Genomic DNA, 26,320 nt, shown 5'->3' on the forward strand with positions numbered 1-26,320 from the left:
GGCAACAGGAGGTCCACGTCATGAGCGTCCCCATCTACCGGCAGGCCCTGGGCGCCGGGTACTCCCGGCTGCAGCCCGAACTCCAGGAGTACTTCTCGCTGGCGCCGGGTTCCGGACAGTACGGGGTGGGGGAAGGAACGTTCGACGTCGTGGGGTGTCGCCAGCGGTGGCTGCGCCCTTTGCTGCGGCTGGCTGGGGGCGAAGAGGCCTTTTTCCCTGAATACGGTGAGAACATCCCGTTCCGGATCGAGAACCACGCCCACCAGGATCCATTCGGCCGTTCCAGCCTCACGGCCCGCCGTGAAATCCGTTTCCCGGACCGCACCCGGCTTTTCCAGGACACCACCAGCGTCACCAGCCGGGAGGGCAGCCCCCAACTGGTGGACTACGTGGGACGCTACCGGCGCCTGGTGACGGACCTGAACCTGGGCGTCACTGCCGAAGGCAGGCTGCGCGGCGTTTCGGAGGCGTCGCGGCTCTTCGTGGGCCCTCTCCGCGTACCGCTTCCGGCAGCGCTGGACGCCAAGGCCTATGCCGAGCAGTGGTGGGATCCGGCCGAAGGCAGCAATGGGCGGCACCGCATCCAGGTGAAAGTCATCCAGCCACAGATTGGACTGGTCCTGGTGTACGCGGGGACATTTGATTACCGTCTGCGCCCCTACAGCGGCGGCGGTTCCGCGCAAAGCTACCTGCCCCGCTACGCCCAGCCGGACCGCTGGGAGAACAGGGTCTAGCTAGCCCAGCGCCTGCTGGTTCAGGCCGTCGGCCACCTGGGTGAGCCGGTGCAGGACGGCTGTGGCTTGGGCAGGTGTGTGGCCCGCCAGCCCTGCGGCGGGCGTCACCCGGATTGCGCGCAGCAATGAAGGCGGCAGGCCCAGCTGGCGCCAGGGACGCCACACCGAGTCCACGCAGTGGGCAACTTTGGGCAGCGGACCGCCGGCGGGAACATCCAGGGCGCCGGCCCAGAATTGTTTTCCAGCCTCCACCGCTCCGGCCACCTGCTCCCACTGGCGGTTGGTGAGCGCTTTCAGCGGCAATGCGACACCGTCAGCCCCTGCGCTGAGGGCCAGCTCGATTGGGGCTTCGATTTCGGGGAACGACACCACAACCTCATTTGCACCGGCTGCACGCAGTGCGTCCAGGACCAGGCGCCATGACTCGCGGGCCTCCGTTGCTGCCACCGAGCGAAGGGTGCGGTAGCCGCTGCCCGTGGGGATGGTTCCGGCCAGCACGGCGGCAATGGCGGGCTCGTCCACCTGCACCACCAACCGGGTGCCAGGAACGGCCGCAGCCGCCCGGGTGAGGTAACTGCCCACTCCCGCTGCCAGGGAAGCGGCCAGGTCCCGGCGGGCTCCGTGGTCCAGCAGGGCGCGTTCACCGTTGTGCAGGTAGAGGCCGGCGGCAAGGCTCAGCGGTCCCACAAGCTGCACCTTCAATTCCGCGGCAGAAATGTCCTCTGCCCCGGCCACATCGGCCAGGACGTGCAGGTCGGTGGACAGCGCCGACGCTGCGCGGCGCATGTCCTTGCCGGGGCGGTCCACGAGCCGCCAGCCGTGTGGCTGGACATCCACCGCGAGTTCCACCAGGAGGGAGGCGGTGCGGCCCAAGGCGTCTGACCCGACGCCGCGGTCGGGCAGTTCAGCCAGGAAGGGAAGGTGCGGGTTGCCAAGCTCGCCGCGGATGATCCGGGTGGCTTCGAGCGGATCGTCGCCCGGCCATGGTCCCAGGCCGGTGGCGGTGACTTCCGTGGCCGTTCGGTCCTGGTGAAGCCCCGAGGCCGGGAGCGTGCTGCCCCCCGGTTGCTGCTGTTCCCGGCTCACGCCAGTGCGGAGGTCTGCGGCTGCTGGCCGGACGAGGCCTGGTGGTCCTCGGCGATGGCCTCGTGGTGCCGGATCACCTCGCCGATGATGAAGTTAAGGAATTTCTCCGCGAACGCCGGGTCAAGGTGGGCGTCTTCGGCAAGGCGGCGCAGCCGGGCGATCTGCGCGGCTTCACGTCCGGGGTCGCCGGCGGGGAGTCGGTGGGTTGCCTTCAGGAAGCCCACCTTTTGCGTCGCCTTGAAGCGCTCGGCGAGAAGGTACACCAGGGTGGCATCAATGTTGTCGATGCTGGAGCGGATGGACAGCAGTTCAGCCATCACCGATTCGTCCACGTGGCCTGCGAGCGAGCTTGCGGAGGGATCAAAATCGTCGGAGCCAGGGGCGCTGGGGTTGTGCTGCGTCATGGCTCCAGTCTATGGGAGTCGAGGGAGTCACCGCGGGTGTGAAGCGCCGGTGCCGGCCGCCTGCCGGCACCGGCGCTCCATGCTGTGGGAATCCGGGCGGGGTCAGATGCCCAGGAGTGCCCGGTGCTCCTCGCGCCGTTTGGCCTGTTCGGCCGGGTCCGGCACCGGCAGGGAGGCGATCAGCCGCCGCGTGTAGTCATGCTGCGGGTTGCCCATGACCTGGCTGCCGATCCCCTGTTCCACCAGTTTGCCCTTGTACAGCACGCCCACCCAGGATGACAGGATGTCCACCACCGCCAGGTCGTGGCTGATGAAAAGGCAGCCAAAACCAAACTCCTCCTGGATGTCCCGGAACAGCTCCAGGACCTTCGCCTGCACCGATACGTCCAGGGCCGACGTCGGCTCATCCGCGATCAGCAGCCGGGGGTTCAGGCTCAGGGCCCGCGCCAACGACGCCCGCTGGCGCTGGCCACCGGACAGTTCGTGCGGGTACCGTCCCGCGTACGACGCCGGCAGCTGGACTGATTCCAGCAGCTCACCGACGCGTTTGCGCGCCTGGGCGTCGCTGGGCCTGGTGTGGATGAGCATGGGCTCGGCGATGCAGTCGCCGATGGTCAGCTGCGGGTTGAAGGAGGCTGCCGGGTCCTGGAACACGAAGCCAATATCCTTGCGGAGCGGTTTGAAAGTGCGCTCCCGAAGGTTCAGCATCTCGTAGCCCAGCACCTTGAGGCTGCCGCCGGTAGTCCGGTTGAGCCCGGCGATGGCGCGGCCAATGGTGGTCTTCCCGGAACCCGACTCCCCCACCAGGCCAAAGACCTCACCCCTGGACAAGGTGAAGCTGACCCCGTCCACGGCTTTGAAGGGCGGTGTCCCGAGCCGTCCCGGGTACTCGATTACGAGGTTGTCGGCAGCTACCAGCACTTCCTCATCCTGGTGTCGCCGCTCAGTCAGGCCTTCCGACGCCGAATTGCGGCCCAGGTGCGGCACCGCGGCAAGGAGGTTCCGGGTGTAGTCCTGTTTGGGTTCGGCGAACAACGTCTTCGCCGTCGCTTCCTCGACGATGTCGCCCTGGTACATCACCACCACCCTGTCTGCCAGGTCTGCCACCACGCCCATGTTGTGCGTGATCAGCACGATGGACGTGCCGTACTTGTCCCGCAGGTCCCGGAGGAGCTCAAGGATTTCCGCCTGCACGGTGACATCCAGGGCGGTGGTGGGTTCGTCGGCCACAATGAGCCCTGGATTCAGGGCCAGGGCTGCGGCGATCACCACGCGCTGTTTTTGGCCGCCGGAAAACTGGTGCGGGTAGTAATTGACCCGGTGCGCGGGGTCCGGAATGCCTACTTTGCCCAGGGCCTCGATGGCACGGGCCTTGGCTTCCTTCGCGGATACCCGCCCCCCGCCGTTGGCATTGGCGTGGGCGCGGATGCCCTCGGTGATCTGCCATCCGACGGTGAACACGGGGTTCAGGGCGGTGGATGGTTCCTGGAACACCATGGCTACGTCCCGGCCGCGGATCTGGCGCAGCCGGCCGGGGCTGAGGCTGATGACGTTGGCGCCGTTGATCAGCACCGCGCCGGAACTCACCGCCGTTTCCGGGAGCAGGCCCAGGATGGTCTTGGCGGTGACCGTCTTGCCGGAACCGGACTCCCCCACGATGGCCAGGACCTCGCCTGCTTTGACGTCCAGGCTGACATCCTTGACGGCGTATACGTCGCCCCCGTCCGTGGCGAAGGTGACCTTCAGGTGGTCGATGTCGAGGACTGTTTTCCGGTCCTGGTCCTGCCGGCTGGGCACGGGATCACTATTGGTGGTCATTGTGCTCTCACTTCCAGTTCAATTGCCGCTTGCGCAGCGGAGGGGCCACCGTCATCTTTTCGACCTGAACGCTTGCGGCCGCGGAGCCGCGGATCGTTGAGGTCGTTGATACTTTCGCCCACCAGGGTCAGGCCCAGGACTGTCCAGACAATGGCGAGCCCGGGGAACAGCCCCGTCCACCAGATGCCTGATGTGGTGTCGGCAAGGGCCTTGTTCAGGTCGAATCCCCACTCAGCTGCCGAGCTGGGTTCGATGCCGAAGCCCAGGAAGCCCAAACCGGCCAGGGTCAAGATCGCTTCCGACGCGTTGAGGGTGAAGATCAGCGGCAGCGTACGGGTGGCATTCCGGTAGATGTGCCGGGTCATGATGCGGATGTTCGATGCGCCCACCACCTTGGCCGATTCGACGAAGGGTTCTGCCTTGAGACGGATGGTCTCGGCCCGGATCACGCGGAAATACTGCGGGATGAACACCACGGTGATGGAGATGGCGGCGGCCAGGATCCCGCCGAACAGGCTGGATTGTCCACCGCTGATGACGATTGCCATGACGATGGCAACCAGCAGTGACGGGAAGGCATAGATGGCGTCAGCGACGACCACCAGGACGCGGTCCAGCCACCCCCCGATGTACCCGCTCACCAGGCCGAGGATGACGCCGGCGAAGATGGAGAGGACTACTGCCACGATGATGACCAGGAGTGCTGTCTGCGTACCCCAGATCACGCGCGACAGGACGTCATAACCGCCCACGGTGGTGCCCAGGAGGTGCTTGCCGCCGGGAGCCTGCTGGGTGGGGAAGGCGCCGTCGGCATCGGACAGCTGCGCGAATCCGTAGGGCGCCAGCAGCGGTGCGGCCAGCGCGGTGAGCAGGAAGATGCCGGTAAGAACGAGCCCCACCACCAGCATGAAGCGCTGCAGGCCGACGCTTTTGTTGAAGTGCGAAACAACCGGCAGCCGCCGGAACATGGAGGCCCGCGGGTTGGTGACGGGCTCGAGAGTGGCATTGGCGGACATTTCAGTACCTCACGCGGGGGTCGATCAGCGCGGCGATGATGTCCACGATGAAGTTGGTGACGGCGACGATGACGGCCAGCAGCACCACGATGCCTTGGACGGCTACGAAGTCGCGGGCCGTGAGGTAGTTGGCCAGCTGGAAACCGAGGCCTTTCCACTCAAACGTGGTCTCCGTCAGCACGGCGCCGCCAAGCAGAACGGCGATCTGCAGGCCCATGACCGTGATGATCGGAATCAGCGCCGGCTTGTAGGCGTGCTTGGTGACCAGCCGGAACTCGCTGACGCCCCGTGAGCGGCCGGCTTCCACGTAGTCCTTGCCGAGCGTGCCGATGACGTTGGTCCGGACCAGGCGCAGGAAGACGCCGGCCGTCAGGAAACCAAGTGCTATGGCGGGAAGGACCGCGTGGGACATGACGTCGCTGAAGGCGGCCATGTTGCCGCTGCGCAGGGCGTCCAGCCAGTAGATCCCGGTGGGGGCCTCGAGCGCGGTGAGGGACAGCTCGGTCCTGGTGCCCGCGCGGCCTGCCACCGGAAGCCAGCCCAGCCACACGGAGAACACCAGCTTGAGCAGCATTCCTGCGAAGAAGACGGGGGTGGCGTAGAACAGGATGGCCAGGATCCGGAGAACCGCATCCGGCAGGTGGTCGCGGCGGTGGGCCGCGACCATGCCCAGCGGTATGCCAACCAGCAGCGCCACGATGAGGGCGTTGATGGCCAGCTCCAGCGTGGCGGACCCGTAGGTGGTGAGCATCTCGGTGACCTTGCGGTTGTCCGAGAGGGTGGTGCCAAAGTTTCCTGTGACCAGCTGGCCCAGGTATTCGAAGTACTGCACGAGCAGTGGCCGGTCGTAACCGGCGGCATGGATCCTTTCCTGGAGCTGTTCAGGAGGGAGCCGGCCGCCCATGGCGGCGGTGATGGGGTCACCAGTGATCCGCATCAGGAAGAACACCATGGTGACGAGGATGAGGATAGTGGGGAAGATCAGCAGGAAACGGACCAGGATGTACTGGCCCAGCCCTCCGCCTCCCTGCTTTTTCTTGGGCGGAAGGAGTGCGTCCGCGTCACTGGGTGGCGCGTCAATCAAAGTTGTCATCGGTACCTGGATTCGTGGTGACCGGGAGCCAGCATTCCCCTCGGTGCTGGCTGGTGACGGGCGAAAGGCGGGACGCCGTTGCGGCGTCCCGCCTCTGGGCCGTCAGAGCCCGATGGGGGTGGAGTGCTTACTTGGACAGGACGCCAAGGCGGGTCTTGAAGGAGGGGTCAAGGGTCTTCTCGACACCCTTGACGTCTTTCCCTGCCACGAGCAGCTGCGAGCCCTGGAGGAGCGGCAGCGTGGAGAGGTCCTTGGCAACAGCCGTCTGGACGTCGCCGATCAGCTTCTGGCGCTCGGTCTTGTCCGGGGTGGTCAGCTGCTTCTGCACGAGGTCCGTGACAGCCGGGTTCTCGTAGTGGTTCTTCAGGAAGTTGCCGGGGATGAAGAACGGCGTGAGGTAATTGTCCGCGTCCGAGTAATCCGGGAACCAGCCCAGCTGGTAGACCGGGTAGGCGTCAGCGGTCCGCGCCTTGGAGTAGGTCACCCACTCGGTGGACTGCAGGTCCACGGTAAACAGGCCCGACTTCTCCAGCTGCTCCTTGACCATGGCATATTCATCGCCGGAGGACTTGCCGTAGTGGTCCGGATTGTATTGCAGCTTTACGTTGACCGGCCCGGTGACTCCGGCATCCGCCAGGACCTTCTTGGCCTTGTCCAGGCTCGGCTTGCCGTTGCCGTCGCCGTACAGCTCCTTCATGGGCTGGGTTGCTCCGGGCAGGCCGTCCGGCACCACGGAGTACGCCGGGACGTAGGTGCCCTTGTAGACCTGGTCGGAGATGGCCTGGCGGTCCACGATGTCGGCCATGGCCTGCCGCACCGCCAGGGCCTTGGCCGGATTGGCCTCCGGAGTCTTGGCACCGAACGGCATGGTGTCGAAGTTGAAGACGATGTACCGGAGTTCACCGCCCGGTCCCTTGTAGACCTTGACCTTCGAGTCCTTATCCAGGTCCGCGGCGTCGGTGGCGGTCAGGCTGCGGCCGGCAACGTCGATGTTGCCGCCCTGGACGTCAAGCTTGAGGTTGTTGGAGTCGGCGTAGTACTTGATGACGGCACTGTCGTTGGCCGGCTTGCCCAGCAGCCCGTTGTAGTCCGCGTTGGCCTTGAGGCTGACAAGTTCGTTCTTCTTGTACGAGTCGATGGTGTACGGGCCCGCGAAGGGCTTGCCGGCGACGATGTCCTCATCGCTCATCACCTTGTCGGCCGGGAAGACTTCCTCGTCGATGATGGGGCCCGTGTTGGTACCCAGGACGCTGGGGAACACCTGGTCGTTGGCCTGCTTGAGCGTGAAAACCACGGTGGTGTCGTCCTTGGCCTCAACTGACTTGAGGTTGGACAGCAGGGATGCAGGGCCATTGGGGTCGTCGATCTTGACGACGCGGTCGTAGGAGAACTTCACGTCGGAGGCTGTCAAGGCATGGCCATTGGCGAACTTGAGGTTGGGCTTCATCTTCACGGTGAACTCGGTGGGCGCCGTGAAGGAGGCGGACTCCGCTATGTCCGGGCTGACCTCGGCGGAACCGGGCTTGGAGTTCATCAGGAAGGGATAGACCTGGTTCATGACCAGGAACGATCCTGCGTCGTAGGAGCCGGCGGGGTCGAGGGTGACGACTTTGTCCGTCGTTCCGAAAGTGATGGCACCGCCACCGGCGCTGCCGCCGCTGGCCGTTCCGCCGCCGCCGCCCGAGGGTCCGGTGCAGGCCGTCAGGGCCAGGGCGGAGATGCCTGCAAGCGCGATGGCGCGGTGCAGGGCCTGTGTGCTCTTGATCATCTGTGAACTTTCTGTCCGATGAGTACGCGCACGCCCGCGGTCGCAGGCTCATAGCCCCAGACGCCGGCGTGCAGTGCTGATCCCTAGATTGAATCAGAGAGTCAGCCCTCGGGACGGCCGTTTCTGTGAGTTCGAACACAAACTTTTCCTAAAAGTTACCCGGCAGGCCGGGCAGCACCGTCACGGAGGATACCGGGCACAACAAAACACCGCCCCGGCGACAACCGGGACGGTGCTTTAAGCGGGGATTCAGAGTGCGGCGCGCTGCAGTGAGCGGGCGGCGTCAATGGTCGCCTGGCCCAGCACCCGGCTGCCCTGGTACAGCACTATCGTCTGGCCCGGGGCCACGCCGCGCAGCGGCGTCACCAGCCGGACCACCAGCCGGCTGCCGGCCGTGCCGTCTGCGGGCTCCACAAGGGCAGAGGCGGGAACCGGATCCCCATGCGCCCGGACCTGTGCATGGCAGTCGAATTCGGCTCCGGTTTCCACTTCGGCGATGGGCAGGCCCGCCCAGGAGACCTTGATGCCGCGGATCTCGTCGATGGCCAGCAGCGCCTCCGGACCCACTACAACCTTGTTTTCCTTGGGCCGGATTTCCAGCACGAAGCGGGGCTTTCCGTCGGCAGCAGGCGTGCCAAGCTTGAGCCCGCGCCGCTGGCCCACGGTGAAGGCGTTGGCTCCAGGGTGCTCACCTACCTTGGCCCCGGTCTCGTCCACGATGTCGCCGTTGGCCATGTCGATCTTTTCAGCGAGCCAGCCCGCGGTGTCCCCGTCGGGAATGAAGCAGATGTCGTGGCTGTCCGGCTTGTTGGCGACGGAGAGGCCGCGCCGCTCCGCTTCGGCCCGCACCTCGGCCTTGGAGGGGGTGTCCGCCAGTGGGAACATCGAATGCTTGAGCTGTTCGTGGGTGAGGACGCCCAGGACGTAGCTCTGGTCCTTGGCCCAGTCGGCCGCGCGGTGCAGTTCCCGGTTGCCGTCGGCGTCCTCGATGACCTTGGCGTAGTGGCCAGTGCAGACGGCGTCGAAGCCAAGGGCAATGGCCTTTTCCAGCAGGGCGGCGAACTTGATGCGTTCGTTGCAGCGCATGCAGGGGTTGGGCGTCCGGCCGGCGGCGTATTCGTCGATGAAGTCCTGGACGACGTCTTCCTTGAAGCGCTCGGAGAAATCCCACACGTAGTAGGGAATGCCCAGCACATCGCAGGCCCGCCAGGCGTCCCGCGAGTCCTCGATGGTGCAGCAGCCGCGGCTGCCCGTGCGCAGTGTGCCCGGCATGCGCGAAAGGGCCAGGTGGACGCCGACGACGTCGTGTCCGGCCTCCACCGCCCGGGCGGCGGCAACGGCGGAGTCAACTCCGCCGCTCATGGCTGCTAGTACTCGCATGCTGGCTTTCTGTTGGGGATGGTTGCTGTCTTTCCGGGGCCGTGCTCGGCGCATCGGCGGCGGAAACGATCTTCGCCTATCCATTCTACGGCGGCAGGCAAATCCGCCGCCCGCAGAGTGTGCCGCCACGGGCCCTCAGGCGCCGCGGACGGCCCGCCGCGCCTCGGTGCCGGCAGTCTGGATGGAGGACTCGTGCCCTGCCATGCCGGCTTGGCGCGCCCGTGAATAAGCTTCGGGCAGCGCCGCAAGGAGGGCGTCGACGTCGGCCTCCGTGGAGGCGTGACCCAGGCTGAACCGCTGGGCGCCGCGCGCTGTCTGTTCGTCCAGGCCCATGGCCAGCAGCACGTGGGAGGGGCGGGGAACGCCTGCCGTGCACGCCGAACCGGTGGACGATTCGATGCCGGCCAGGTCAAGGAGGAACAGCAATGAGTCCCCTTCGCAGCCCGGGAAGGTGAAGTGCGCATTGCCCGGAAGCCGGCGGTCACCGGTTGCGCCGCGCAGGACCGCCTCCGCAACGCGTTCGCGGACACCGTTGATCAGCCGGTCGCGCAGGGCAGCGATCCGCGCCGCTTCAACGGGCAGCGAAGCAGCAACCGCCTCCGCAGCGGCCGCAAAAGCAGCGATGGAGGCAGTGTCCAGCGTGCCGGAGCGGACGTCACGCTCCTGCCCGCCGCCGTGCTGCACCGGCGTCAGCTTGACCGCCCGCCCCAGCAGGAGCGCACCGACACCCACCGGGCCGCCGATTTTGTGCCCGGAAACGGACATGGCATCCAGGCCGGAATCCTTGAAATGCACCGGCACCGAGCCGAACGCCTGGACGGCGTCGGAGTGCACCGGGACCCCGGCGGCATGGGCCAGTTCCACGACCTGCTTGATGGGCTGGATGGTGCCAACCTCGTTGTTGGCCCACATGACAGTCACCAGCGCGACGGTGCCGGGGTCGCGGGAGAGTTCCGATTCGAGGACCTCAAGGTCCGCAACACCTTCGCTGTCCACGGGCAGCCAGGCCACTTCGGCGCCCTCGTGCCGTTCGAGCCACTCCACGGTGTCCAGCACTGCGTGGTGTTCGACGGCGGAGCACAGGATGCGGCGCCGCTTTGGGTCTTCTGCCAACCGGGACCAGTACATGCCCTTCACGGCGAGGTTGTCCGCCTCGGTACCTCCGGAGGTGAAGATGACTTCCGAGGGGTGGGCGCCTGCCGCCGCGGCAATCGTTTCCCGCGCGTCCTCGACGGCACGGCGCGCCCTTCGTCCGGATCCGTGCAGTGATGAGGGGTTGCCGGTCCGCGCCAGTTCACGCGTCAAGGCGGCGAGCGCGGCACCGGAAAGCGGCGTGGTGGCGGCATGGTCGAGGTAGGCGGGCATCCTCAAATTCTATCGCGGCCGGCTGCCGCGCCCACGGCGCGGAGCCGTCAGCTCCCGGCCGTAATCCTCGCGCAGCAGTGGCCGGGCCCGGCAGCAGGGACGACCCGGTCTTCCGGGCCGCCGCAGCCAACCGCCGCCCCTCGCAGGAAGGCGCCGTTCATGTCGCACACCACTGCCGTATGGTCCCGGGAGAGCCGGTGGAAGGGGCAGTTGGCGAGCAGGTAGCCGCCATCCCCGTCGGGCTCCGGCTGATAGCCCGCTTCCGCCAGGAACTCTTCCAGGCCTTCGGAACCTTCTGCCAGTTCCCGGCCTTTCCGGAAAGCGACGGCGCGCAACGATTCCCCCACCGGCGCACCGTCGGCCTGGGTGGCCTCAATCGCCGCAGCCATCAGCTCCCCGGCGAGGTCGTAATTCCGGTCCGGCACGGATGCTCCCACTTCGCTCCCCACTGGCCGGTACATCTTGGCGGGGCGTCCGGACCCCGGCCCCGTCCTGCCCGCAGGCTTGTGGAACTCCACCGCCAGCAGCCCGTCCTGGACCAGCCTGTCCAGATGGAAGGAAACGGTGCTGCGCGCCATACCGGCGGCCTCGGCCACCTCGTCGCGCCCCACGGGCCGGGGCGAAGCAGCGACCAGTTCAAACAGCTGCAGCCTCTTGGCGTCGGTCAGCGACGCAACGGCAGCAATCCTGTCCGCCCAGGGAAGTCGGTACATGATGCCTCCAATTCCAAAGTCAAGATCTATTGATTATAGACCTCGGCCGTCTCTAAAATTGGCATACCTACTTTTAGAAGGAGAACACCATGAAATCAGCATCGGCAATGCGGGCCCAGCATGCACCAGCCACCGTGCCGCCGGCACGGCAGGCGTTCCTGCTGCTGCGGACCGTATTCACGGTCGCACCGATCCTCTTCGGACTGGACAAATTCACCAATATCCTTACGCACTGGACCGTCTACCTTGCCCCCCAGGCCACGGCCATCGTGCCGCTGCAGCCCCAGACCTTCATGTACATCGTGGGAGTCGTGGAAATCATTGCAGGCGTGGCGGTGGCAGTACGGCCAAAATACGGTTCGCTGATCGTGGCCGCGTGGCTGGCCGGAATCATCGTCAACCTGCTCCTGCTGGGAAGCTTCTACGACGTCGCACTGCGTGACTTCGGTCTGCTGGTGGGTGCCCTGGCCCTCAACCGGCTGTCAGTGGGAACGGCCCGAACCACCGCGTGATTCCACGGGCACTACCGGGCGCGTGGACACCGCGGCCAAACATCTCCGCCGGCAGCTGAGCCCTCCAGCCGCCGGCGGTTTTGGTGTTCCAGGACCTGGCAGGACTCAGGCAGACGGCGGCACCAAGGGCAGGTAGCGGACCACGTCCTGGCGGGCCGCGCCCAGTGTTGCCGCATCCGGGCAGGACACTGAGACGTAAGCCGATGAACCGGCAGCACCAAAGACCCTTGCCAGCACCGCGACGGACCGTCCGCCGGGAGCCGCCTGCTCCAGGGCCAGCACTTCCACGTGCCGGCCGGGAGCATCCGGGCTGCCGCCCCACTGCAGGGTTGCCGTCTTCAAGTAGGAGGGCTGGACGGTTGCGTCAAGGTACTGGAACAGGGCAACGGTGGACTCCCGGTCGTCTCCGCGGACCAGCGCTGCCTGGCCGGTGCTGGCCCTTGCGGCAACCATGCAGCCATCGGCCTTGGCATACTGGCTGGCACCGGCCACGTTGTCCTTCACCAGCTTCCAGCCCGGCGCGCCTTTGAGGTCATCCGAGATTCCCACGGGCACCCCTGGAGCCAGATCGCCACCGGCAGCGAAGGGCATATCCCGGCCCGCCACCGCCGCGGCATCGTGGCCGGGAGTGATGGTTGGCGTGGCCACCACCGGAGTACCGGCGGGAGCTGCGGTGACGGAAGGATCCCGCACGTCCACACTGCATCCGCCCAGGAGCACGGCGCCCAGGCAGCCAACCACGAGTGGCACTCCCCGGCGCCATGTCTTGCCGGCCCGTCCCGCCGTCGTCGGCATTTTCTTCTCCACTCCGTTGCATCCCCTTCAGCCGGTGTTCCGCCGCGCAGGCACGAGTCTAGACTCCGGGCTCCCGGGAACCCGCAGGCCCGGGACGTTCGTTGTCACCGCAGGCGCACCATCCATGCTGGCTAGACTGGGCGGGCACTCCACTTTCCGGCCGGAAACGGGGAAGCCGCGCACCAAGAGAAGGAAGATTGCTTGACCGAGAGCAGCAGCTCCCATTACCAGGTCCTTCGGGTGGCCGTCACCGCCACCGAGAAAGAAATCAAGGTGGCCTACCGGCGTGCGGCCAGGAAGGCCCATCCGGACCACGGGGGTGACGCCGCAACCTTCCGCCGCGTTACCGCTGCCTATGAGACCCTGATCGATCCGCAGCGCAGGAAGGCCTACGACCGCTCCTATGGCGCGGGCACGCTCCGGGACGCCTCGTCCGACGACGGCGCCCACTTTGATGCTCCGGCCGCCGGAAGCAGGGCATCCGCCACCGTCCGCAGGCCGGCCAGCGGTAGGAATACAGCCGGGGACCCGCCCGTCTATGTTCCGCCCTATGAGGGAAATGACGCTCCGCTCATCCCCCTGGCACAAGCGCGGCAGCAGGTGCACGGGATACCGAGAAAGCGGGGAATTTTCGGGGCAGAGGCGCGCATCCAGCGTGAGATGCGCACGGTGCAGCTGCTGACCAGGCAGGTGCTGCCGGCCATCCCCGCCGCGCGGCTGGTCAACGGCCTGCAGTCGCCGGCGGACAACAGCCACATCGACCACGCTGTCCTTTCCGGCTACCGGCTCGCCCTGGTCAACTCGATGCTCCTGCCCAAGGGCGCCTACGCCTGGGACGGCCGGACCCTCAACCACGGAGGCCGCGCGGTGGCACCCCCGCAGCTGGCCCGCGTCGTATGGGCCATGCAGGACATCTTTCCCGAGCTCAACGTCACGGGATGGACGGTGGTGCATAGCCCCGACGGCAACCTCCACGAGCCCGTGATCGACCACCACCGCCGCCCCGCAGGTGCGCTGGAGACAGTCCAGATCGTCAACGCGGCAGGAATGGTGCGTGGCCTGAAGGAATTCCTGGTATCCGGCCCGGCTCCCAATACCGTGAACGTCCCGGTCCTGGCCAGGCTGCTGCGCGGCATGCACTGACGGCGGTGGCTAGGATGGGGAGGTGTTCCGCATCCTTTTCCATGAACCAGAAATCCCCGGCAATACCGGCAATGCCATCCGTCTTGCCGCCATCACCGGCGCCGAACTGCACCTCGTGGAACCCCTGGGCTTCGACTTCTCGGACGCAAAACTGCGCCGGGCAGGGCTCGATTACCACGACCTCGCCGTCGTCACCGTGCACGAGACCATCGGGGACGCTTGGCAGCAGCTGCAGCCCGAACGCGTCTACGCGTTCACCTCGGACGGCACCACCAGCTACACGGATATCGACTACCGGCCCGGAGACGTCCTGCTGTTCGGCCGCGAATCGGTGGGCCTGCCGCCGGAGCTGAAAACCGATCCCCACGTGACCGCCACGGTGCGCCTGCCCATGTTGCCGGCCCTCCGGTCCCTGAACCTGGCCAATGCCGCCTCCATTGCAGTGTATGAGGCGTGGCGCCAGCAGGGCTTCGCCGGCGCCAAAATCTAGCACGCCGCCCGCGGCCGGCCTAAGGCCGCCCCGAGATGAAAAAACTTGCCGGCCACCCCATCCACCCTGCCCGCGGCGCCGAATGGCTCTTGAAGACATTCAAGCGGAGCTAGGAGCGGCAGGTGACTCTACTGGAGGCAGCTTCCCGGCCGGACAACCGCATCCGGCACGGCACTGCTGAGGATCCGGCGCCCGGAGACTTATGCTTGAACGTAATGGAAACTCCCAACGCGCCGAACTCCGAAGGCTCCGCCGCGGTGACTGACCCACCTGCAGACCTCAGCCAACGCCTCTCGGCCCTTCTGGCGGCCATCGCCCGTGGGGACCAGGCGGCGTTCGCCGAGTTCTACCAACTAACATCGCGCAGGGTCTTTGGCATGGCGCGCCGCGTCCTGATCGATCCCGAACTCAGTGAAGACACAACGCAGGAAGTCTTCCTCCAGGTCTGGCAGAACGCCGCGAAGTTCGATCCGCAGGCAGGGAGCCCGCTGTCCTGGCTGATGACCATCTCCCATCGCCGTGCGGTGGACAAGGTCCGGTCATCACAGTCCTCCACGGACAGGGAAGCCAAGTACGGGGCCAGCACGCAGGAGATCGACCACGACACCGTTTCCGATGAAGTGGGCAGCAGGCTGGAGGCCGAGGCGGTGGTCCGCTGCCTGGGGACGCTGACCGAAACACAGCAGGAATCCGTGCGCCTGGCCTACTACGGCGGCCTCACCTACCGGGAAGTCGCAGAACGGCTGAATGCCGCAGTGCCCACTATCAAGTCCCGCATCCGCGATGGACTGATCCGATTGAAGACCTGTCTGGGGGTGAGTTGAGATGAACGGAATGGATGAAAGCCGCGACGGCCGCTCGCGGGCCTTCGGGGACACCGTGGCCATGGACCTCGCGTCCGGCCGCGCCGTCGACCTTGCTGAACTCTACGCCCTGGATGCTGTGACGGAGCAGGAACGCGACGCCATCGACCGTTACATCTCGACGGCCCCGGAAACCGAACGCCGGGCTTTCCTTGAGCGTGTCCGGCAGTCCCGGGAGGCACTGGTCCGCACGTTCCGTGCAGAGGAGGAACCGCCGTCGGACCTGTTCCAGCGGATTGTTGCCCAGCTTCCCGCCCAACTCCCGGGCAAGGACGGAATAACGGGTGGAGGCGCGCAGGCCTCGGCCGGAAGCACGGCACCGGCTCCCCTGCAGGGATCGGGTGACGAGCTGGCGCAGGCCCGGAAGCGCCGTGAGGAACGCCGGGGCGCATCCGGTACCCGCCGTTGGCTGGTGGGGGTGGCAGCGGCAGCAGCCATCGCCCTGGGCGGCGTTGGCGTAGGCGCCTATATGGCTGACCAGAACGACCCCGTCAACCAGGTGGCCAGGGCCAATGACCTGCGCGAGGCTTCGGTGAACGTGGCGGGCGGCGGCAAGGCCACCCTCCTGATCTCAGCGTCCGAGGACGCAGCCGTGGTTAAGATGAGCGGTGTGCCCGCGCCTCCGGCCGGCAAGGTCTACCAAATGTGGCTGATCCCCAAGGACGGCTCCGCTCCGGTGTCGCAGGGTCTGATGGACGAGCAGGCGCTCTCCAAGCCTGCCGTGGTCCAGGGCATCCACTCGGCGGCTTCACTGGGCATCACTGTTGAGCCCGCCGGCGGATCCAAGGCACCGACCCTGCCCACAGTGGCCGCGGCCCCACTGGGCGCATAGCCCCCGCACTAATCCAACGCCCCGTTCCTTCGCCGGAAGGAACGGGGCGTTTTGGTTGGGCTCAGAAACCCGCGATGGTGCCTGGTCCGTTGATTGCCACCACGTGGAAGGCCTCCGCGCTGCGCCCCTCGGGGAGGCCGGCCCTGGCGGCGTTGACGTGCATGCCCTGGCGGACGGTGGCTTCCATGGCCTCCACGTCAGGGTGCTGGCTGACGTGGACATGGATGGCGGCCAGCTTCGCTTCCACCTGGGCGGTGACGTCCACGAAGTGGTTCTCCCGTTCCCCGGGACCGGCGTAGAGCCACAGCCACGGCAGCTTGTACGCTTCGAGGCCCGCTTCTGCCAGTTCAGGGTAGGCAAAGGGGTTTTCGAGTGCCGGATACACGGCGCGGGTCACGGCTTCCCCCACGGCCAGGTGGTCGGGGTGGCTCTTCTGGATCCGCTGCCAGTTCCGTTCGGGGTGCATGGCAAGGACGACGTCGGGACGGACTTCGCGGATCAGCCGCACCACGCCTTTCATCACCTCTTGCGACGGCTCGAGGTATCCGTCCCGCTGGTGGAGGTAGTGGATGTCGGTGACGCCCACCAGTTCAGCGGCACGCCGCTGCTCGGCGTCGCGCATGGCGATGATGTCCGCGCGGTGCGCGGGGTCGAAGCCGCCGGCGTCGCCGTCGGTCATGATGCAGTAACTGACCTGCACGCCTGCCGCCGTCCATGCGGCGATGGTGCCGGCAGCGCCGAAGTCGATGTCGTCGGGATGGGCCGCAAAACAGAGCACCCGCCCAACCCGGTGGATGTCCGGGTTGAACGGGCTCTGTGCCTGCTCGTGGGAGGCAGTCAAAGAATCAGCCTTTTCGCTTCTTGATTTCGGCGGCGGCCTGCGGGAGCACGTCGAACACGTCCCCGATGATCCCGAAATCAGCAATCTCAAAGACCGGGGATTCGGCATCCTTGTTGATCGCGACAATCACCTTGGAGGTCTGCATGCCGGCTTTCTGCTGGATGGCGCCGGAGATGCCCGCAGAGATGTAGAGCTGCGGGGAGACGGTCTTGCCGGTCTGTCCCACCTGCGCGTCGTGGCTGATCCAGCCGGCATCCGTGGCGGCACGCGATGCGCCGACCGCGGCGCCGAGGGCATCGGCCAGTTCCTCGACGGGACCGAAGTCGCCGTCCATGCCGCGTCCGCCGGCCACCACGATCCGGGCATCGGTGAGGTCGGGACGGCCGCTGGCCACCTTCTGTTCCCGGGCGGTGATGCGGGCCGCAGCGGCTACTGCCGGGACCTCCACGGTGGCGGTCCCGGGGCTGGTGGCGGCAGGAGCCGGTTCCGGGGTGACGTTGTTGGCCTTGAGGGTCAGCACGGACACAGGCGTCGTGGCCTTGCAGGCGGTGGTGTAGGAGCCGGCCAGGACGGACTTGTGCGCGGTGCCGTCCTGGTCCACGGCCACGACGTCGGTAATGACGCCGGCATTGAGGCGGATGCCCAGCCGCGCCGCGATTTCCTTGCCTTCGGGCGAGTTGTCCAGGAGCACGATGCCGGCACCGGTGCTTTCAGCCGCGGCGGCCAGGTAGGCAGCCTTGGGTGCCACCAGGAAGTCGTCCAGATCCTCGGTTGCCGGGCGCAGGATGGATCCCACCCCGTACTCGGCGAAGGTGGCAGCGACGGCGTCGGACAGCTCTCCGTTGAGCGCCACAGTGCTCTCGCCCAGGGAACGCGCCAGGGTCAACAGCTCAAGGCTGCTCTTCTTGAGCGACGCGCCCGGGTTGTCGATGAATACAAGTATGCTTGCCATGTCGTTGTCCCTCTTAGAGCAGCTTCTGGGCGGCCAGGAAATCAACCAGCTTGATGCCGGCGTCGCCCTCGTCGGTGATGATGGTGCCTGCGGTCCTGGGCGGCCGCTGTTCCGCGCTGGTCACGGTGGTCCAGGAACCGGCGAAGCCCACCTGCGCCGGGTCAACGCCGATATCGGCCAGGGACAACGTGCTGATGCTCTTGCGCTTGGCTGCGATGATGCCCTTGAAATTCGGGTACCGGGGCTCGTTGATCTGGTCCGTCACGGACACCACGGCGGGCAGCGGCGCCTCCACCGTTTCAGACGAGGTGTCGGCGTCGCGGCGGGCCGTCAGCCTGCCGCCGTCGACCTCGAGCGTGGATGCGAAGGTCACCTGCGGCAACCCGAGCCGCTCCGCAAGCTGTGCCGGCACGAGCGAGGTCTCGCCGTCGGTGGAGGCCATGCCGGTGATGACCAGGTCCACGCCACCCAGGTGGCGGACGGCGGCCGCGAGCGCCAGCGAGGTAGCTGCGGCGTCGGAACCGGCCAGGGCGCCATCCGTGAGGTGCACGCCCTCGGTGGCACCCATCTGCAGCGATTTCTTGATCGCGTTGACCGCTCCGGCAGGACCCATGCTCAGGGCGATGACCTGGTTGCCCGCCTTGCTTCCGCCCCGTGCCTCAGCCAGCTGCAGCGCTGCTTCGAGCGCGTACTCGTCAAGCTCGGACAGGATGCTTTCGTCGCGGTCCGCGGTGTAGCCCTCCCCGTTGAGATGACGGTCGAACTGGGCGTCCGGTACATGTTTGACCAGGACTACGATCTTCAATGTCTCTTCCACTGTTTCTACAGCAGCCTTCCATGCTTGTGGACAGCCAGCCGGGTGGGACATGGCCGCAATATGCCCGGCAGGCGGGTAACCCTAGCTAACCATATCGGCGGGTCCCCGCGCCCTGTTCCGTTAACGCCTGTGTCAGGCTTTCCCCGGGAGCACAGAACGACGGCGGCGCCCCCGTTGGCGGGGACGTCGCCGTCGTTATTTCCTGGCTTTACTGCTGCCGCACTTTAGCTGGCAGCCGCACCCAGCGTCACGTCGAACGTCTGTTCCTTGCCGCTGCGCATGACCGTGATCTTCACGGTGGATCCGGCCGGCTGCTCGCGGACGGCAGCCGTCAGCTGGTTCGGTTCGCCGATGGTGAGGTCGTTGAACTTGGTGATGACGTCACCAACCTTGATGCCGGCCTTTCCTGCCGCCGAATTGGCCTCTACGGTGGCGACGTCAGCCCCCACCGAGAATTCGGATGCTGCGCCCGAGGTGGTCTTGGCCTTGACGCTGACGCCAAGCTGCCCATGGGAGGCCTTGCCGCTGTCGATGATCTCCTGGGCTACGCGCTTGGCGTTGTTGATGGGGATGCTGAACCCAACGCCGATGTTGCCGCTTTGCGAGGTGGAGGTGCCGGACCCGGCGGAGGCGATGGCCACGTTCACACCGATGATCTCGCCCTTGCTGTTCACCAAGGCGCCACCGGAGTTACCCGGGTTGATGGCGGCGTCGGTCTGGATCACGTTGATGGCGATGGAACCCTCGCCTGAGCTCTGCTGGCTCTGGCCGCCGCCCGGAGGGGCGAACTGGAATCCCTGGTCGCCGCCCTGGCTGTTGTCCCCACCCTTGGGCGCAGCGGAGGATGCCACGCTGATGGTGCGGTTGAGGGTGGACACAATGCCGTCCGTGACCGTTCCGGTCAGGCCGAGCGGGGAGCCGATGGCGATGGCGGTATCGCCAACATTGAGCTTGGAGGAATCACCGAGCGTGGCGGGGGTGAGCCCTGATGTGTCGTCCACCTTGATGACGGCGAGGTCGGACAGCGGGTCGGTGCCCACCAGCTTCGCGGGGAGGACCTTTCCATCGCTGGTCCGGATTTCAAGGGTGGCGTTGGCGGTCTGGCCGTCGAGGGTCACCACGTGCGTGTTGGTCAGGATATGCCCCTGGTCGTCAAGGACAATGCCGGAACCGGTGCCCCCGGAGCTGCCGCTGGTGGCGCTGATGGTGACAACGCTCGGCGAGGCCTTCACGGCCGCTGCCGTGATGGCGTTGACATCGTCTTTGTTGTTGACGATCACCGTGCCGGGCTGGTTGTTGCTGCCAACGGCTGACGTGCTGGACCCGGTATTTCCAAACATTTCACCGGCGCCAACCGTTGCCACTCCGCCACCCACGAGCCCTGCTGCGAGGATGCTTGCTACCAAGGTGCCCACGCCAAAGGATGCCTTCCGGCGCGGCGCGTCCTTGGGGTTCGGTGCGAGGCCGACACTTCCGTTGGGCGCGCCCTGGCCGGCCCCGTGCATGGGGTGGCCGTGCTGGTCCGGCTGCTGGCCGTAGGGTGCGGACTGACCGTAGAACGGCTGCCGCTGCGGGTAAACGGGGCGGGGAGCCCCCGGCAACTCCTGGGTCTGGTGTTCACGCATCTGCGGCTGGTCCAGGCGTTCCGTGTGGTTGTGGGCGTCCACGTGTTCCTGTCCCCCGGTTGCACCCCCGTTCCCATACTGAGTACCTGCCGGGCGGTCTCCGGGCTGCTGGGGGCCGGGCTGTTGCGGGCCGGGCTGCTGCCACGGGCCCCGGCTGCCCCCCTGGTTGTTCTCCGGGACCGGTCCTGGGCTTTGATTCTCAGTCATGGGACTTCCTTTCATCCTGTCTGCCATTAACTATGGCCCGTCCCGCTGGAACAAGCTCGGATGTTTGCTGAGAGCTTCCTGAACGCCCGACCGGTCGCCAGGTGTGGCCGCTGCACGTTTCGCTGGCGGCATATTCGGCCGCATGGACTGGTTGTGGGGTGCACCATAGAATCAAGATGAATTGCCACAGCGACCTGCGGCTTCACACCAAGCGTGGGGGCGCTGCTGGATTCGACGACTGATTCGTCCCGAATCGGTGTCAGGCGTGCTGAAGGGTTGCACATGCGGTCAAAGTTCAAACGTATCCTCGCCGTGATCGGCCTTGCCGGGCTGTTGGCGGCACCCGCCGGCGCGGCCTGGGCCGAAGACCCGGTCACCATCCCGTCCGGGACCAACATCGTTGACGACGCCAGCGTGCTGGGCGGCCGAAAGGGTGAGGTCCAGGATGCGATCCAGAAACTGCTCAAGGACCACAAGTACAACCTGTACGTGGTCACGGTGAAGTCGTTCGACAACCCCTCTGACCCTGCGGCCTGGAGCCAGGCTGTGGCAAAGACCAAGGGCATGGGCAAGGCGGACGTCATCCTTGCCATCGCCACCGATCAGGGCAAGTACTACTTCTCCCCCAATTCGGCCAGTGCCATCTACGCCAAGCGTTCCAACATCACCCAGAATGCGGTGGTCGCCAACCTCGCAGGCGGCAAGAAGGACTACGCCCAGGCCGCCATTGACACCGCCTCCGCCGTAGGTGACGCCGCCAACGGCGGCAGCGGCAACGTCTCATCCGGTGATGGCGCCGGCGCCGGGCTCCTCGTCGGTGCTGGCGTAGTGGTCGCAGGAGGCGGCGCCTACCTGTACTACCGCAACCGCCGTAAGAAGGCCGCAGGCCAGGCGGCATCCAGCGGAAGCTACGGCCCGCAGGGTGCAGAGCTCGACCCGCTGGCGTCGCTCAGCGTGGAGGAACTCCGCCGGAAGAGCGGTTCCCTGCTGATTGAAGCGGATGACGCCATCAAATCGAGCGAGCAGGAACTCGGCTTCGCCCAGGCACAGTACGGTGATTCCGCCGTCGGGAACTTCACCAAGGCCCTGGCTGAAGCGAAGGCCCATATGACGGAGTCCTTCAAGCTGCAGCAGCAGCTCGATGACCACATCCCGGACACCGAGGAGCAGCAGCGCACCTGGCTGGGCGAGATCATCCGCCGGTCGGAAGCGGCGCTCGAGTCGCTCCAGGAGCAGAAGGCGGACTTCGACTCCCTGCGCGAGCTGGAGAAGAACGCTCCCCAGGCCCTGGCAGCCGTCAACGCCGGAGCCCGCGAGGCCGATGGCAAAATCTCCAGTGCCGAGCAGTCCCTGCAGGAAATGCGGTCAAAATACGCGGACAGCGCGCTGGCACAGGTTTCGGACAACATTGTGCAGGCCAAGGAGCGGCTGGCCTTCGTGCAGAACGCCTCCGGGACGGCACAGCAGAAGCTCGGTGAGGGCGAAGCAAGCCTGGCTGCCGTGGCCGTCCGCGCGGCTGAGGAAAGCCTGCACCAAACCAACGTCCTCCTGGACGCCATTTCCAAGGTCGCCACCAACCTCGACGAGGCCCGCAATGGCCTTGAGGGAGCGGTTGTGGACACGTCCCAGGACCTGGCACAGGCAAAGGCCATGATCCAGTCCGGCGCCCACGCGGAATTGGCTGGACCGGTAGCCGCGGTGGAGGCGGCGTTGGCCCAGGTCAAGACCGAAATCCAGGGCGGGAGAATCGACCCGATCGCCACCCTTCAGCGGGTGGAAACAGCCCACCAGTCCCTGGACCAGGCCCTGACGGGCATCCGCGACCAGCAGGAACAGGCCCGGCGCGCACAGGCGTCCCTGCAGCAGACAATCATGTCCGCCCAGGCCCAGATCAGCGCAACGTCCGACTACATCACCGCCCGCCGCGGCGGTGTGGGCACCGAGGCACGCACCCGGCTCGCGGAGTCCCAGCGGAACCTCGACTACGCGCTGTCCATCGCCCGCACGGATCCAGTCACCGCGCTCACCTATGCGCAGCAGGCCCACGCCCTCGCGGCGCAGGCCGCACAGCTGGCCCAGGCCGACGTGGACCACTTCGACGGCTACGCGAACCAGGGCTTTGGCCGCGGCGGCATGTTCGGCGGCGGGGGCGGCGGCGGTCTGGGCGGGGCCATCCTGGGCGGCATCCTGATCAACTCCATCCTCAACGGCGGTCACGGCGGCTGGGGCGGCGGCGGAGGCGGCTGGGGTGATGGCGGCGGCGGAGGCGGCTGGGGTGGAGACTCCGGTGGCTTCGGCGGCGGCGACTTTGGCGGCGGCGACTCCGGCAGTTTCTAGAGACTTCCGCCGGACACGCCGGAAGATCCCGGCGGGCGGACAGACGCAGTACACCACTGTGCACCGGTTCCAGTGGTCAACACAGAGCAGGACGAAAGGCAAACACCATGGTTAAGCAGTCCATTTTCGGCCGGATCGCGCAGCTGGCGAAGGCGAACATCAACTCCTTGCTGGACAACGCCGAAGATCCGCAGAAGATGCTGGACCAGATGGTCCGCGACTACACCAACAACATCGCCGAAGCCGAGTCCGCCGTGGCGCAGACCATCGGCAACCTCCGGATGCTGGAAGACGACTACAACGAAGACGTCAAGAACGCCCGGGACTGGGGAAACAAGGCTCTCGCCGCCTCCCGCAAGGCCGATGAGTTCCGGGCCGCCGGCGATGTAGCCGACGCCGAGAAGTTCGACAACCTGGCCAAGGTGGCGCTGCAGCGCCAGATGGCGGCCGAAAGCGAAGCCAAGGGTGCAGAGCCGAGCATCGCCTCCCAGCGCGAGGTAGTGGACAAGCTGAAGACCGGCCTGGACCAGATGAAGAACAAGCTCAACCAGCTGACCAGCAAGCGCAACGAGCTCGTTGCCAGGTCCAAGACGGCAGCGGCGCAGACCCAGGTCCACGACGCGATCAAGAGCATCGACATCATGGATCCCACCAGCGAGGTGGGCCGCTTCGAGGAAAAGATCCGCCGCGAAGAGGCGAAGGTCCGTGGGCAGCAGGAGCTTGCAGCGTCCAGCCTGGACGCACAGTTCAACCAGCTGGAGGACCTGGGCGAGCAGACGGAGATTGAGGCCCGGCTGGCGGCCCTCAAGGCTGGAAACTCCAAGCCTGCGCTGGGTGCCGCAAGCCCCGCTTCGTCCGAGTCGGCGGTCGATGAGGCGGATTTTGACAAGCTCTAAGATCCGGAGCCGTGCCTCCAGCTGACTATGGCAATGGCCGGGACCGTGGTCCCGGCCATTGCCGTGTCCCCTGTGTGTAGCGTGGTGGCATGAATTCTTCCCATGGCTCGTCCCTGGTCTGGCTGCGTGATGACTTGAGGCTGGACGACAACCCGGCCCTCGCAGAGGCCGCGCGCCGGGGTGCGCCCCTGACGGTGGCCTACATCCTGGACGAGGAGTCCGACGGCGTGCGGCCCCTCGGCGGAGCAGCGCGCTGGTGGCTGCACCACTCCCTGGCCGCACTGTCCGCCGACCTCGACAGCAAGGGATCCCGCCTCGTACTCCGGCGTGGCCCCGCCGGCGAAGTCATCCGGGACCTTGCCGGCCAGACGGGGGCCAGCCACCTCTTCTGGAACCGCCGGTACGGGGAACCGGAAAGGACCATCGACGCCGGAGTCAAAGACTGGGCGGGCACGAACGGGATCCAGGCATCCAGCTACCGGGCGAACCTCCTCTTCGAGCCATGGACCGTGAAGACCGGGGCAGGCGGGCCTTACAAGGTCTACTCGCCCTTCTGGCGCGCCTGCCTCGCCTCACAGGACATCCGTGACCCGCTCGAGGCGCCCGACACGCTGCCCCCGCCTGCCACTGCCGGGCCGGGCCTGCCGGGCAGTGACACCCTCAGCAGCTGGAATCTCCTTCCCACCAAGCCCGGCTGGAGCGGTGGACTGGCTGCCACGTGGAAACCCGGGGAGAAGGGCGCAGCAGAGCGGCTTGAGGACTTCCTGGATGGCCCCATCGAGGACTACGGCACCGGCCGGAATCTGCCAGGAACCGAGGGCACCAGCCGGCTGTCACCTTATCTCCGCTTCGGCGAGGTCAGCCCGTTCCGCGTGTGGCGGGAGATCCGCCGCCGGCATCCCCGCAAGATTCCTTCCGACGTCGGCACCTACCGGGCCGAACTGGGCTGGCGGGAATTCAACTGGCACCTGCTGTACCACAACCCGGACCTGGCCACCCGGAATTTCCGGCCCGCCTTCGACAACTTCCAGTGGGCCTCCCCCAGCCGGGAGGAGCTCGCCGCCTGGCAGCAGGGAAACACCGGCTACCCCCTGGTGGATGCCGGCATGCGGCAGCTGTGGCAGACCGGCTGGATGCACAACCGGGTGCGGATGGCTGCAGCGTCGTTCCTGGTCAAGAACCTGCTGACCGACTGGCGGATCGGGGAGGCATGGTTCTGGGACACGCTGGTGGATGCCGACGCCGCCAACAACCCCGCCAACTGGCAGTGGGTGGCGGGCTCGGGGGCGGACGCCTCACCCTACTACCGGATCTTCAACCCGGTGACCCAAAGCAGGAAGTTCGACGCCGACGGCAGCTACCTGCGCACGTTCATACCGGAACTCCGGGAACTCAAGGGCAAGGACATCCACGAACCGTGGGCAGCGGAAACCGACGGCTACCCCCAGCCGCTCGTAGACCTGCCAGAGTCCCGGGAACGGGCCCTCGACGCTTACCAGAAGATCAAGAACGCCTGACCGCCTGCGCGCGGTGACCGCCTACCCAGCGGCCAGGCAGCCCCTAGCGGCTGACCTTGCCCATCAGGGAGGCGACGGGCCGCAGGAAGATCGGGCGGGCCAGGAACCAGGCAGCCACCATCACGGCGACGGAGGCGACGAACACCCAGAAACCAAACCAGCCGTCGTCGTCGCGGACCCCGTACATGTGGTTCAGGTTCCGCAGGGCCCCGGTGGCAAGCACCAGGAAGACGTGGACCACGATAAAGGCAACAAAGTAGACCATTACCGGGAAGTGGACGGCGCGGGCCCACTCAATGGGGAACGCCTTGTTGAGGCCCGCTGCCTTCTTGGGCCAGGCACCGGACATCCGCAGGCCCGTGATGAACGCCAGCGGTGCCGCGATGAAGACGGTCACGAAGTATGCCAGCAGCTGCAATGCGTTGTAGTTGATCCAGCCGTCCTCGATGGGCCAGTCAAGCGACGCGTACTGCAGCGCGGCCGATAGCGCATTCGGGAAGATGTCCCAGCTGGTGGGGACAATACGCGTCCACTGTCCGGTGGCGAACAGCAGGACGGCAAAGATGAGTCCGTTCAGGATCCAGAGGGCATCGAGGGTCAGGTGGAACCAGAGCTCAAGGCTGATCTTGGTGGGCGCGTTCCTGGTGCGGATCAGGCCCTTGTTGTTCCTGGTCCAGTATCCGCTGGGCCGTGTGGTGGTCCGTACCTGCCACCCGGTACGGATGATCAGGAGCAGGAAGAACGCGTTCAGGAAGTGCTGCCAGGCCAGCCATGCGGGGAATCCCACGGGCGCGTTGCCCGGAAGTTCGGACCGGCCCGGGTAGTCGGCGACAAAGGATGCCACGGCCGGCAGCCCCGTGAGCAGCTTGGCCAACAGGACCACCAGGACCAGTGCCACGAGGACGGCGGGAACCATCCAATAAAGCCGGGACCGCTTACCCGTCGCGGAGCCGGGCTTTTTCGTGGGTGTGGCCATCGAACAACATACCTCTCAGGAATGACTTGGGGCTGCCCACAGATCGCGGGACCCTTCGAAAGAGAATACTAGGAACTGGGCGCATCCAAGGAAAAGAAAGGCCCCGACCGGCGTAACTGCCGGTCGGGGCCTTCATAAGT

The 26,320-nt window shown here is 66.4% G+C and carries 24 protein-coding genes; 9 read left to right on the top strand and 15 right to left on the bottom strand.

The annotated features are described in order from the left end of the window. Positions 1-20: 20 nt before the first annotated feature. The gene (locus ACR65J_RS02920) at positions 21-734 is read left to right on the top strand and encodes a DUF4166 domain-containing protein (RefSeq protein WP_440165925.1); all 714 of its coding nucleotides are present in this window, start codon (positions 21-23) and stop codon (positions 732-734) included. Here the strand turns inward: ACR65J_RS02920 and ACR65J_RS02925 are convergent, their stop codons facing one another. From ACR65J_RS02925 to ACR65J_RS02965, 9 genes are all read right to left on the bottom strand, one after another. Continuing rightward, positions 735-1,727, bottom strand: a complete 993-nt coding sequence (locus tag ACR65J_RS02925; RefSeq protein WP_440166645.1) for a uroporphyrinogen decarboxylase/cobalamine-independent methonine synthase family protein — start codon at positions 1,725-1,727, stop codon at positions 735-737. It lies immediately after the preceding gene. Between the two features lie 89 nt (positions 1,728-1,816). Next, complete coding sequence (locus ACR65J_RS02930) at positions 1,817-2,224, bottom strand: chorismate mutase (RefSeq protein ID WP_440165927.1); 408 nt, start codon at positions 2,222-2,224, stop codon at positions 1,817-1,819. 102 nt (positions 2,225-2,326) lie between these two features. Then, positions 2,327-4,042, bottom strand: a complete 1,716-nt coding sequence (locus ACR65J_RS02935; RefSeq protein WP_440165929.1) for an ABC transporter ATP-binding protein — start codon at positions 4,040-4,042, stop codon at positions 2,327-2,329. Next, positions 4,039-5,058, bottom strand: coding sequence for an ABC transporter permease (locus ACR65J_RS02940; protein WP_440165931.1), 1,020 nt, complete (start codon positions 5,056-5,058; stop codon positions 4,039-4,041). The genes ACR65J_RS02935 and ACR65J_RS02940 overlap by 4 nt, the downstream gene beginning before the upstream one ends. Position 5,059: 1 nt before the next feature. Beyond that, a complete protein-coding gene (locus ACR65J_RS02945) occupies positions 5,060-6,151 on the bottom strand; it encodes an ABC transporter permease (protein WP_440165933.1) in 1,092 nt (363 codons plus the stop codon). A gap of 127 nt (positions 6,152-6,278) precedes the next feature. After that, on the bottom strand, positions 6,279-7,919 hold the full coding sequence (locus ACR65J_RS02950) for an ABC transporter substrate-binding protein (protein ID WP_440165935.1): 1,641 nt from the start codon (positions 7,917-7,919) through the stop codon (positions 6,279-6,281). Positions 7,920-8,168: 249 nt separating this feature from the next. Continuing rightward, on the bottom strand, positions 8,169-9,299 hold the full coding sequence (gene mnmA / locus ACR65J_RS02955; RefSeq protein WP_440165937.1) for a tRNA 2-thiouridine(34) synthase MnmA: 1,131 nt from the start codon (positions 9,297-9,299) through the stop codon (positions 8,169-8,171). Between the two features lie 135 nt (positions 9,300-9,434). Continuing rightward, on the bottom strand, positions 9,435-10,664 hold the full coding sequence (locus tag ACR65J_RS02960; RefSeq protein WP_440165939.1) for a cysteine desulfurase family protein: 1,230 nt from the start codon (positions 10,662-10,664) through the stop codon (positions 9,435-9,437). A gap of 47 nt (positions 10,665-10,711) precedes the next feature. After that, the gene (locus ACR65J_RS02965; protein WP_440165941.1) at positions 10,712-11,377 is read right to left on the bottom strand and encodes a helix-turn-helix transcriptional regulator; all 666 of its coding nucleotides are present in this window, start codon (positions 11,375-11,377) and stop codon (positions 10,712-10,714) included. An 89-nt stretch (positions 11,378-11,466) separates the two neighbouring features. Between ACR65J_RS02965 and ACR65J_RS02970 the strand changes: the two genes are divergently transcribed. Continuing rightward, positions 11,467-11,889: a hypothetical protein gene (locus ACR65J_RS02970; protein ID WP_440165943.1), complete on the top strand. Its 423-nt coding sequence runs from the start codon at positions 11,467-11,469 to the stop codon at positions 11,887-11,889. A gap of 105 nt (positions 11,890-11,994) precedes the next feature. Here the strand turns inward: ACR65J_RS02970 and ACR65J_RS02975 are convergent, their stop codons facing one another. Next, positions 11,995-12,696, bottom strand: a complete 702-nt coding sequence (locus tag ACR65J_RS02975) for a hypothetical protein (protein ID WP_440165945.1) — start codon at positions 12,694-12,696, stop codon at positions 11,995-11,997. Positions 12,697-12,885: 189 nt separating this feature from the next. Between ACR65J_RS02975 and ACR65J_RS02980 the strand changes: the two genes are divergently transcribed. From ACR65J_RS02980 to ACR65J_RS02995, 4 genes are all read left to right on the top strand, one after another. Next, on the top strand, positions 12,886-13,827 hold the full coding sequence (locus ACR65J_RS02980; protein WP_440165947.1) for a J domain-containing protein: 942 nt from the start codon (positions 12,886-12,888) through the stop codon (positions 13,825-13,827). Between the two features lie 22 nt (positions 13,828-13,849). Further along, on the top strand, positions 13,850-14,317 hold the full coding sequence (locus tag ACR65J_RS02985; protein WP_440165949.1) for a tRNA (cytidine(34)-2'-O)-methyltransferase: 468 nt from the start codon (positions 13,850-13,852) through the stop codon (positions 14,315-14,317). A gap of 215 nt (positions 14,318-14,532) precedes the next feature. Next, positions 14,533-15,141, top strand: coding sequence for a sigma-70 family RNA polymerase sigma factor (locus ACR65J_RS02990; RefSeq protein ID WP_440165950.1), 609 nt, complete (start codon positions 14,533-14,535; stop codon positions 15,139-15,141). 10 nt (positions 15,142-15,151) lie between these two features. Then, positions 15,152-16,012 (top strand): anti-sigma factor, encoded by an 861-nt coding sequence (locus ACR65J_RS02995; protein ID WP_440165953.1) that lies wholly within the window; start codon positions 15,152-15,154, stop codon positions 16,010-16,012. Positions 16,013-16,073: 61 nt separating this feature from the next. Here the strand turns inward: ACR65J_RS02995 and ACR65J_RS03000 are convergent, their stop codons facing one another. The 4 genes from ACR65J_RS03000 to ACR65J_RS03015 form a co-directional block, all read right to left on the bottom strand. Beyond that, complete coding sequence (locus ACR65J_RS03000) at positions 16,074-16,853, bottom strand: PIG-L deacetylase family protein (RefSeq protein WP_440165955.1); 780 nt, start codon at positions 16,851-16,853, stop codon at positions 16,074-16,076. Positions 16,854-16,857: 4 nt separating this feature from the next. Continuing rightward, the gene (locus tag ACR65J_RS03005; RefSeq protein ID WP_440165957.1) at positions 16,858-17,805 is read right to left on the bottom strand and encodes an electron transfer flavoprotein subunit alpha/FixB family protein; all 948 of its coding nucleotides are present in this window, start codon (positions 17,803-17,805) and stop codon (positions 16,858-16,860) included. Positions 17,806-17,818: 13 nt separating this feature from the next. Continuing rightward, on the bottom strand, positions 17,819-18,610 hold the full coding sequence (locus ACR65J_RS03010; RefSeq protein WP_440165958.1) for an electron transfer flavoprotein subunit beta/FixA family protein: 792 nt from the start codon (positions 18,608-18,610) through the stop codon (positions 17,819-17,821). A 236-nt stretch (positions 18,611-18,846) separates the two neighbouring features. Then, positions 18,847-20,454 (bottom strand): S1C family serine protease, encoded by a 1,608-nt coding sequence (locus tag ACR65J_RS03015; protein WP_440165960.1) that lies wholly within the window; start codon positions 20,452-20,454, stop codon positions 18,847-18,849. Between the two features lie 282 nt (positions 20,455-20,736). On the opposite strand from ACR65J_RS03015, the gene ACR65J_RS03020 reads away from it, so the two are divergent. The 3 genes from ACR65J_RS03020 (at position 20,737) to ACR65J_RS03030 (ending at position 25,204) form a co-directional block, all read left to right on the top strand. Beyond that, on the top strand, positions 20,737-22,791 hold the full coding sequence (locus tag ACR65J_RS03020; protein WP_440165962.1) for a TPM domain-containing protein: 2,055 nt from the start codon (positions 20,737-20,739) through the stop codon (positions 22,789-22,791). A gap of 107 nt (positions 22,792-22,898) precedes the next feature. Continuing rightward, entirely contained in the window at positions 22,899-23,687 is a 789-nt protein-coding gene (locus ACR65J_RS03025; protein WP_440165964.1) for a PspA/IM30 family protein, read from the top strand. 89 nt (positions 23,688-23,776) lie between these two features. Then, complete coding sequence (locus ACR65J_RS03030; RefSeq protein ID WP_440165966.1) at positions 23,777-25,204, top strand: cryptochrome/photolyase family protein; 1,428 nt, start codon at positions 23,777-23,779, stop codon at positions 25,202-25,204. A gap of 43 nt (positions 25,205-25,247) precedes the next feature. Here the strand turns inward: ACR65J_RS03030 and ACR65J_RS03035 are convergent, their stop codons facing one another. Then, the gene (locus tag ACR65J_RS03035) at positions 25,248-26,180 is read right to left on the bottom strand and encodes a cytochrome b/b6 domain-containing protein (protein WP_440165968.1); all 933 of its coding nucleotides are present in this window, start codon (positions 26,178-26,180) and stop codon (positions 25,248-25,250) included. Between the last annotated feature and the right edge of the window lie 140 nt (positions 26,181-26,320).

The organism is Arthrobacter sp. SAFR-044 (assembly GCF_059414985.1).

What these genes read in the sequence shown, in the direction of transcription:
- ACR65J_RS02940 (WP_440165931.1), bottom strand. Translation starts at nt 5,058, where the DNA reads ATGTCCGCCAATGCCACTCTCGAGCCCGTCACCAACCCGCGGGCCTCC.
- ACR65J_RS03015 (WP_440165960.1), bottom strand. Translation starts at nt 20,454, where the DNA reads ATGACTGAGAATCAAAGCCCAGGACCGGTCCCGGAGAACAACCAGGGG.
- ACR65J_RS03025 (WP_440165964.1), top strand. Translation starts at nt 22,899, where the DNA reads ATGGTTAAGCAGTCCATTTTCGGCCGGATCGCGCAGCTGGCGAAGGCG.
- ACR65J_RS03005 (WP_440165957.1), bottom strand. Translation starts at nt 17,805, where the DNA reads ATGGCAAGCATACTTGTATTCATCGACAACCCGGGCGCGTCGCTCAAG.
- mnmA (WP_440165937.1), bottom strand. Translation starts at nt 9,299, where the DNA reads ATGCGAGTACTAGCAGCCATGAGCGGCGGAGTTGACTCCGCCGTTGCC.
- ACR65J_RS03035 (WP_440165968.1), bottom strand. Translation starts at nt 26,180, where the DNA reads ATGGCCACACCCACGAAAAAGCCCGGCTCCGCGACGGGTAAGCGGTCC.
- ACR65J_RS02945 (WP_440165933.1), bottom strand. Translation starts at nt 6,151, where the DNA reads ATGACAACTTTGATTGACGCGCCACCCAGTGACGCGGACGCACTCCTT.
- ACR65J_RS02970 (WP_440165943.1), top strand. Translation starts at nt 11,467, where the DNA reads ATGAAATCAGCATCGGCAATGCGGGCCCAGCATGCACCAGCCACCGTG.
- ACR65J_RS02920 (WP_440165925.1), top strand. Translation starts at nt 21, where the DNA reads ATGAGCGTCCCCATCTACCGGCAGGCCCTGGGCGCCGGGTACTCCCGG.
- ACR65J_RS02930 (WP_440165927.1), bottom strand. Translation starts at nt 2,224, where the DNA reads ATGACGCAGCACAACCCCAGCGCCCCTGGCTCCGACGATTTTGATCCC.
- ACR65J_RS02960 (WP_440165939.1), bottom strand. Translation starts at nt 10,664, where the DNA reads ATGCCCGCCTACCTCGACCATGCCGCCACCACGCCGCTTTCCGGTGCC.
- ACR65J_RS02950 (WP_440165935.1), bottom strand. Translation starts at nt 7,919, where the DNA reads ATGATCAAGAGCACACAGGCCCTGCACCGCGCCATCGCGCTTGCAGGC.
- ACR65J_RS03030 (WP_440165966.1), top strand. Translation starts at nt 23,777, where the DNA reads ATGAATTCTTCCCATGGCTCGTCCCTGGTCTGGCTGCGTGATGACTTG.
- ACR65J_RS02995 (WP_440165953.1), top strand. Translation starts at nt 15,152, where the DNA reads ATGGATGAAAGCCGCGACGGCCGCTCGCGGGCCTTCGGGGACACCGTG.
- ACR65J_RS02990 (WP_440165950.1), top strand. Translation starts at nt 14,533, where the DNA reads ATGGAAACTCCCAACGCGCCGAACTCCGAAGGCTCCGCCGCGGTGACT.
- ACR65J_RS02935 (WP_440165929.1), bottom strand. Translation starts at nt 4,042, where the DNA reads ATGACCACCAATAGTGATCCCGTGCCCAGCCGGCAGGACCAGGACCGG.
- ACR65J_RS02965 (WP_440165941.1), bottom strand. Translation starts at nt 11,377, where the DNA reads ATGTACCGACTTCCCTGGGCGGACAGGATTGCTGCCGTTGCGTCGCTG.
- ACR65J_RS03020 (WP_440165962.1), top strand. Translation starts at nt 20,737, where the DNA reads ATGCGGTCAAAGTTCAAACGTATCCTCGCCGTGATCGGCCTTGCCGGG.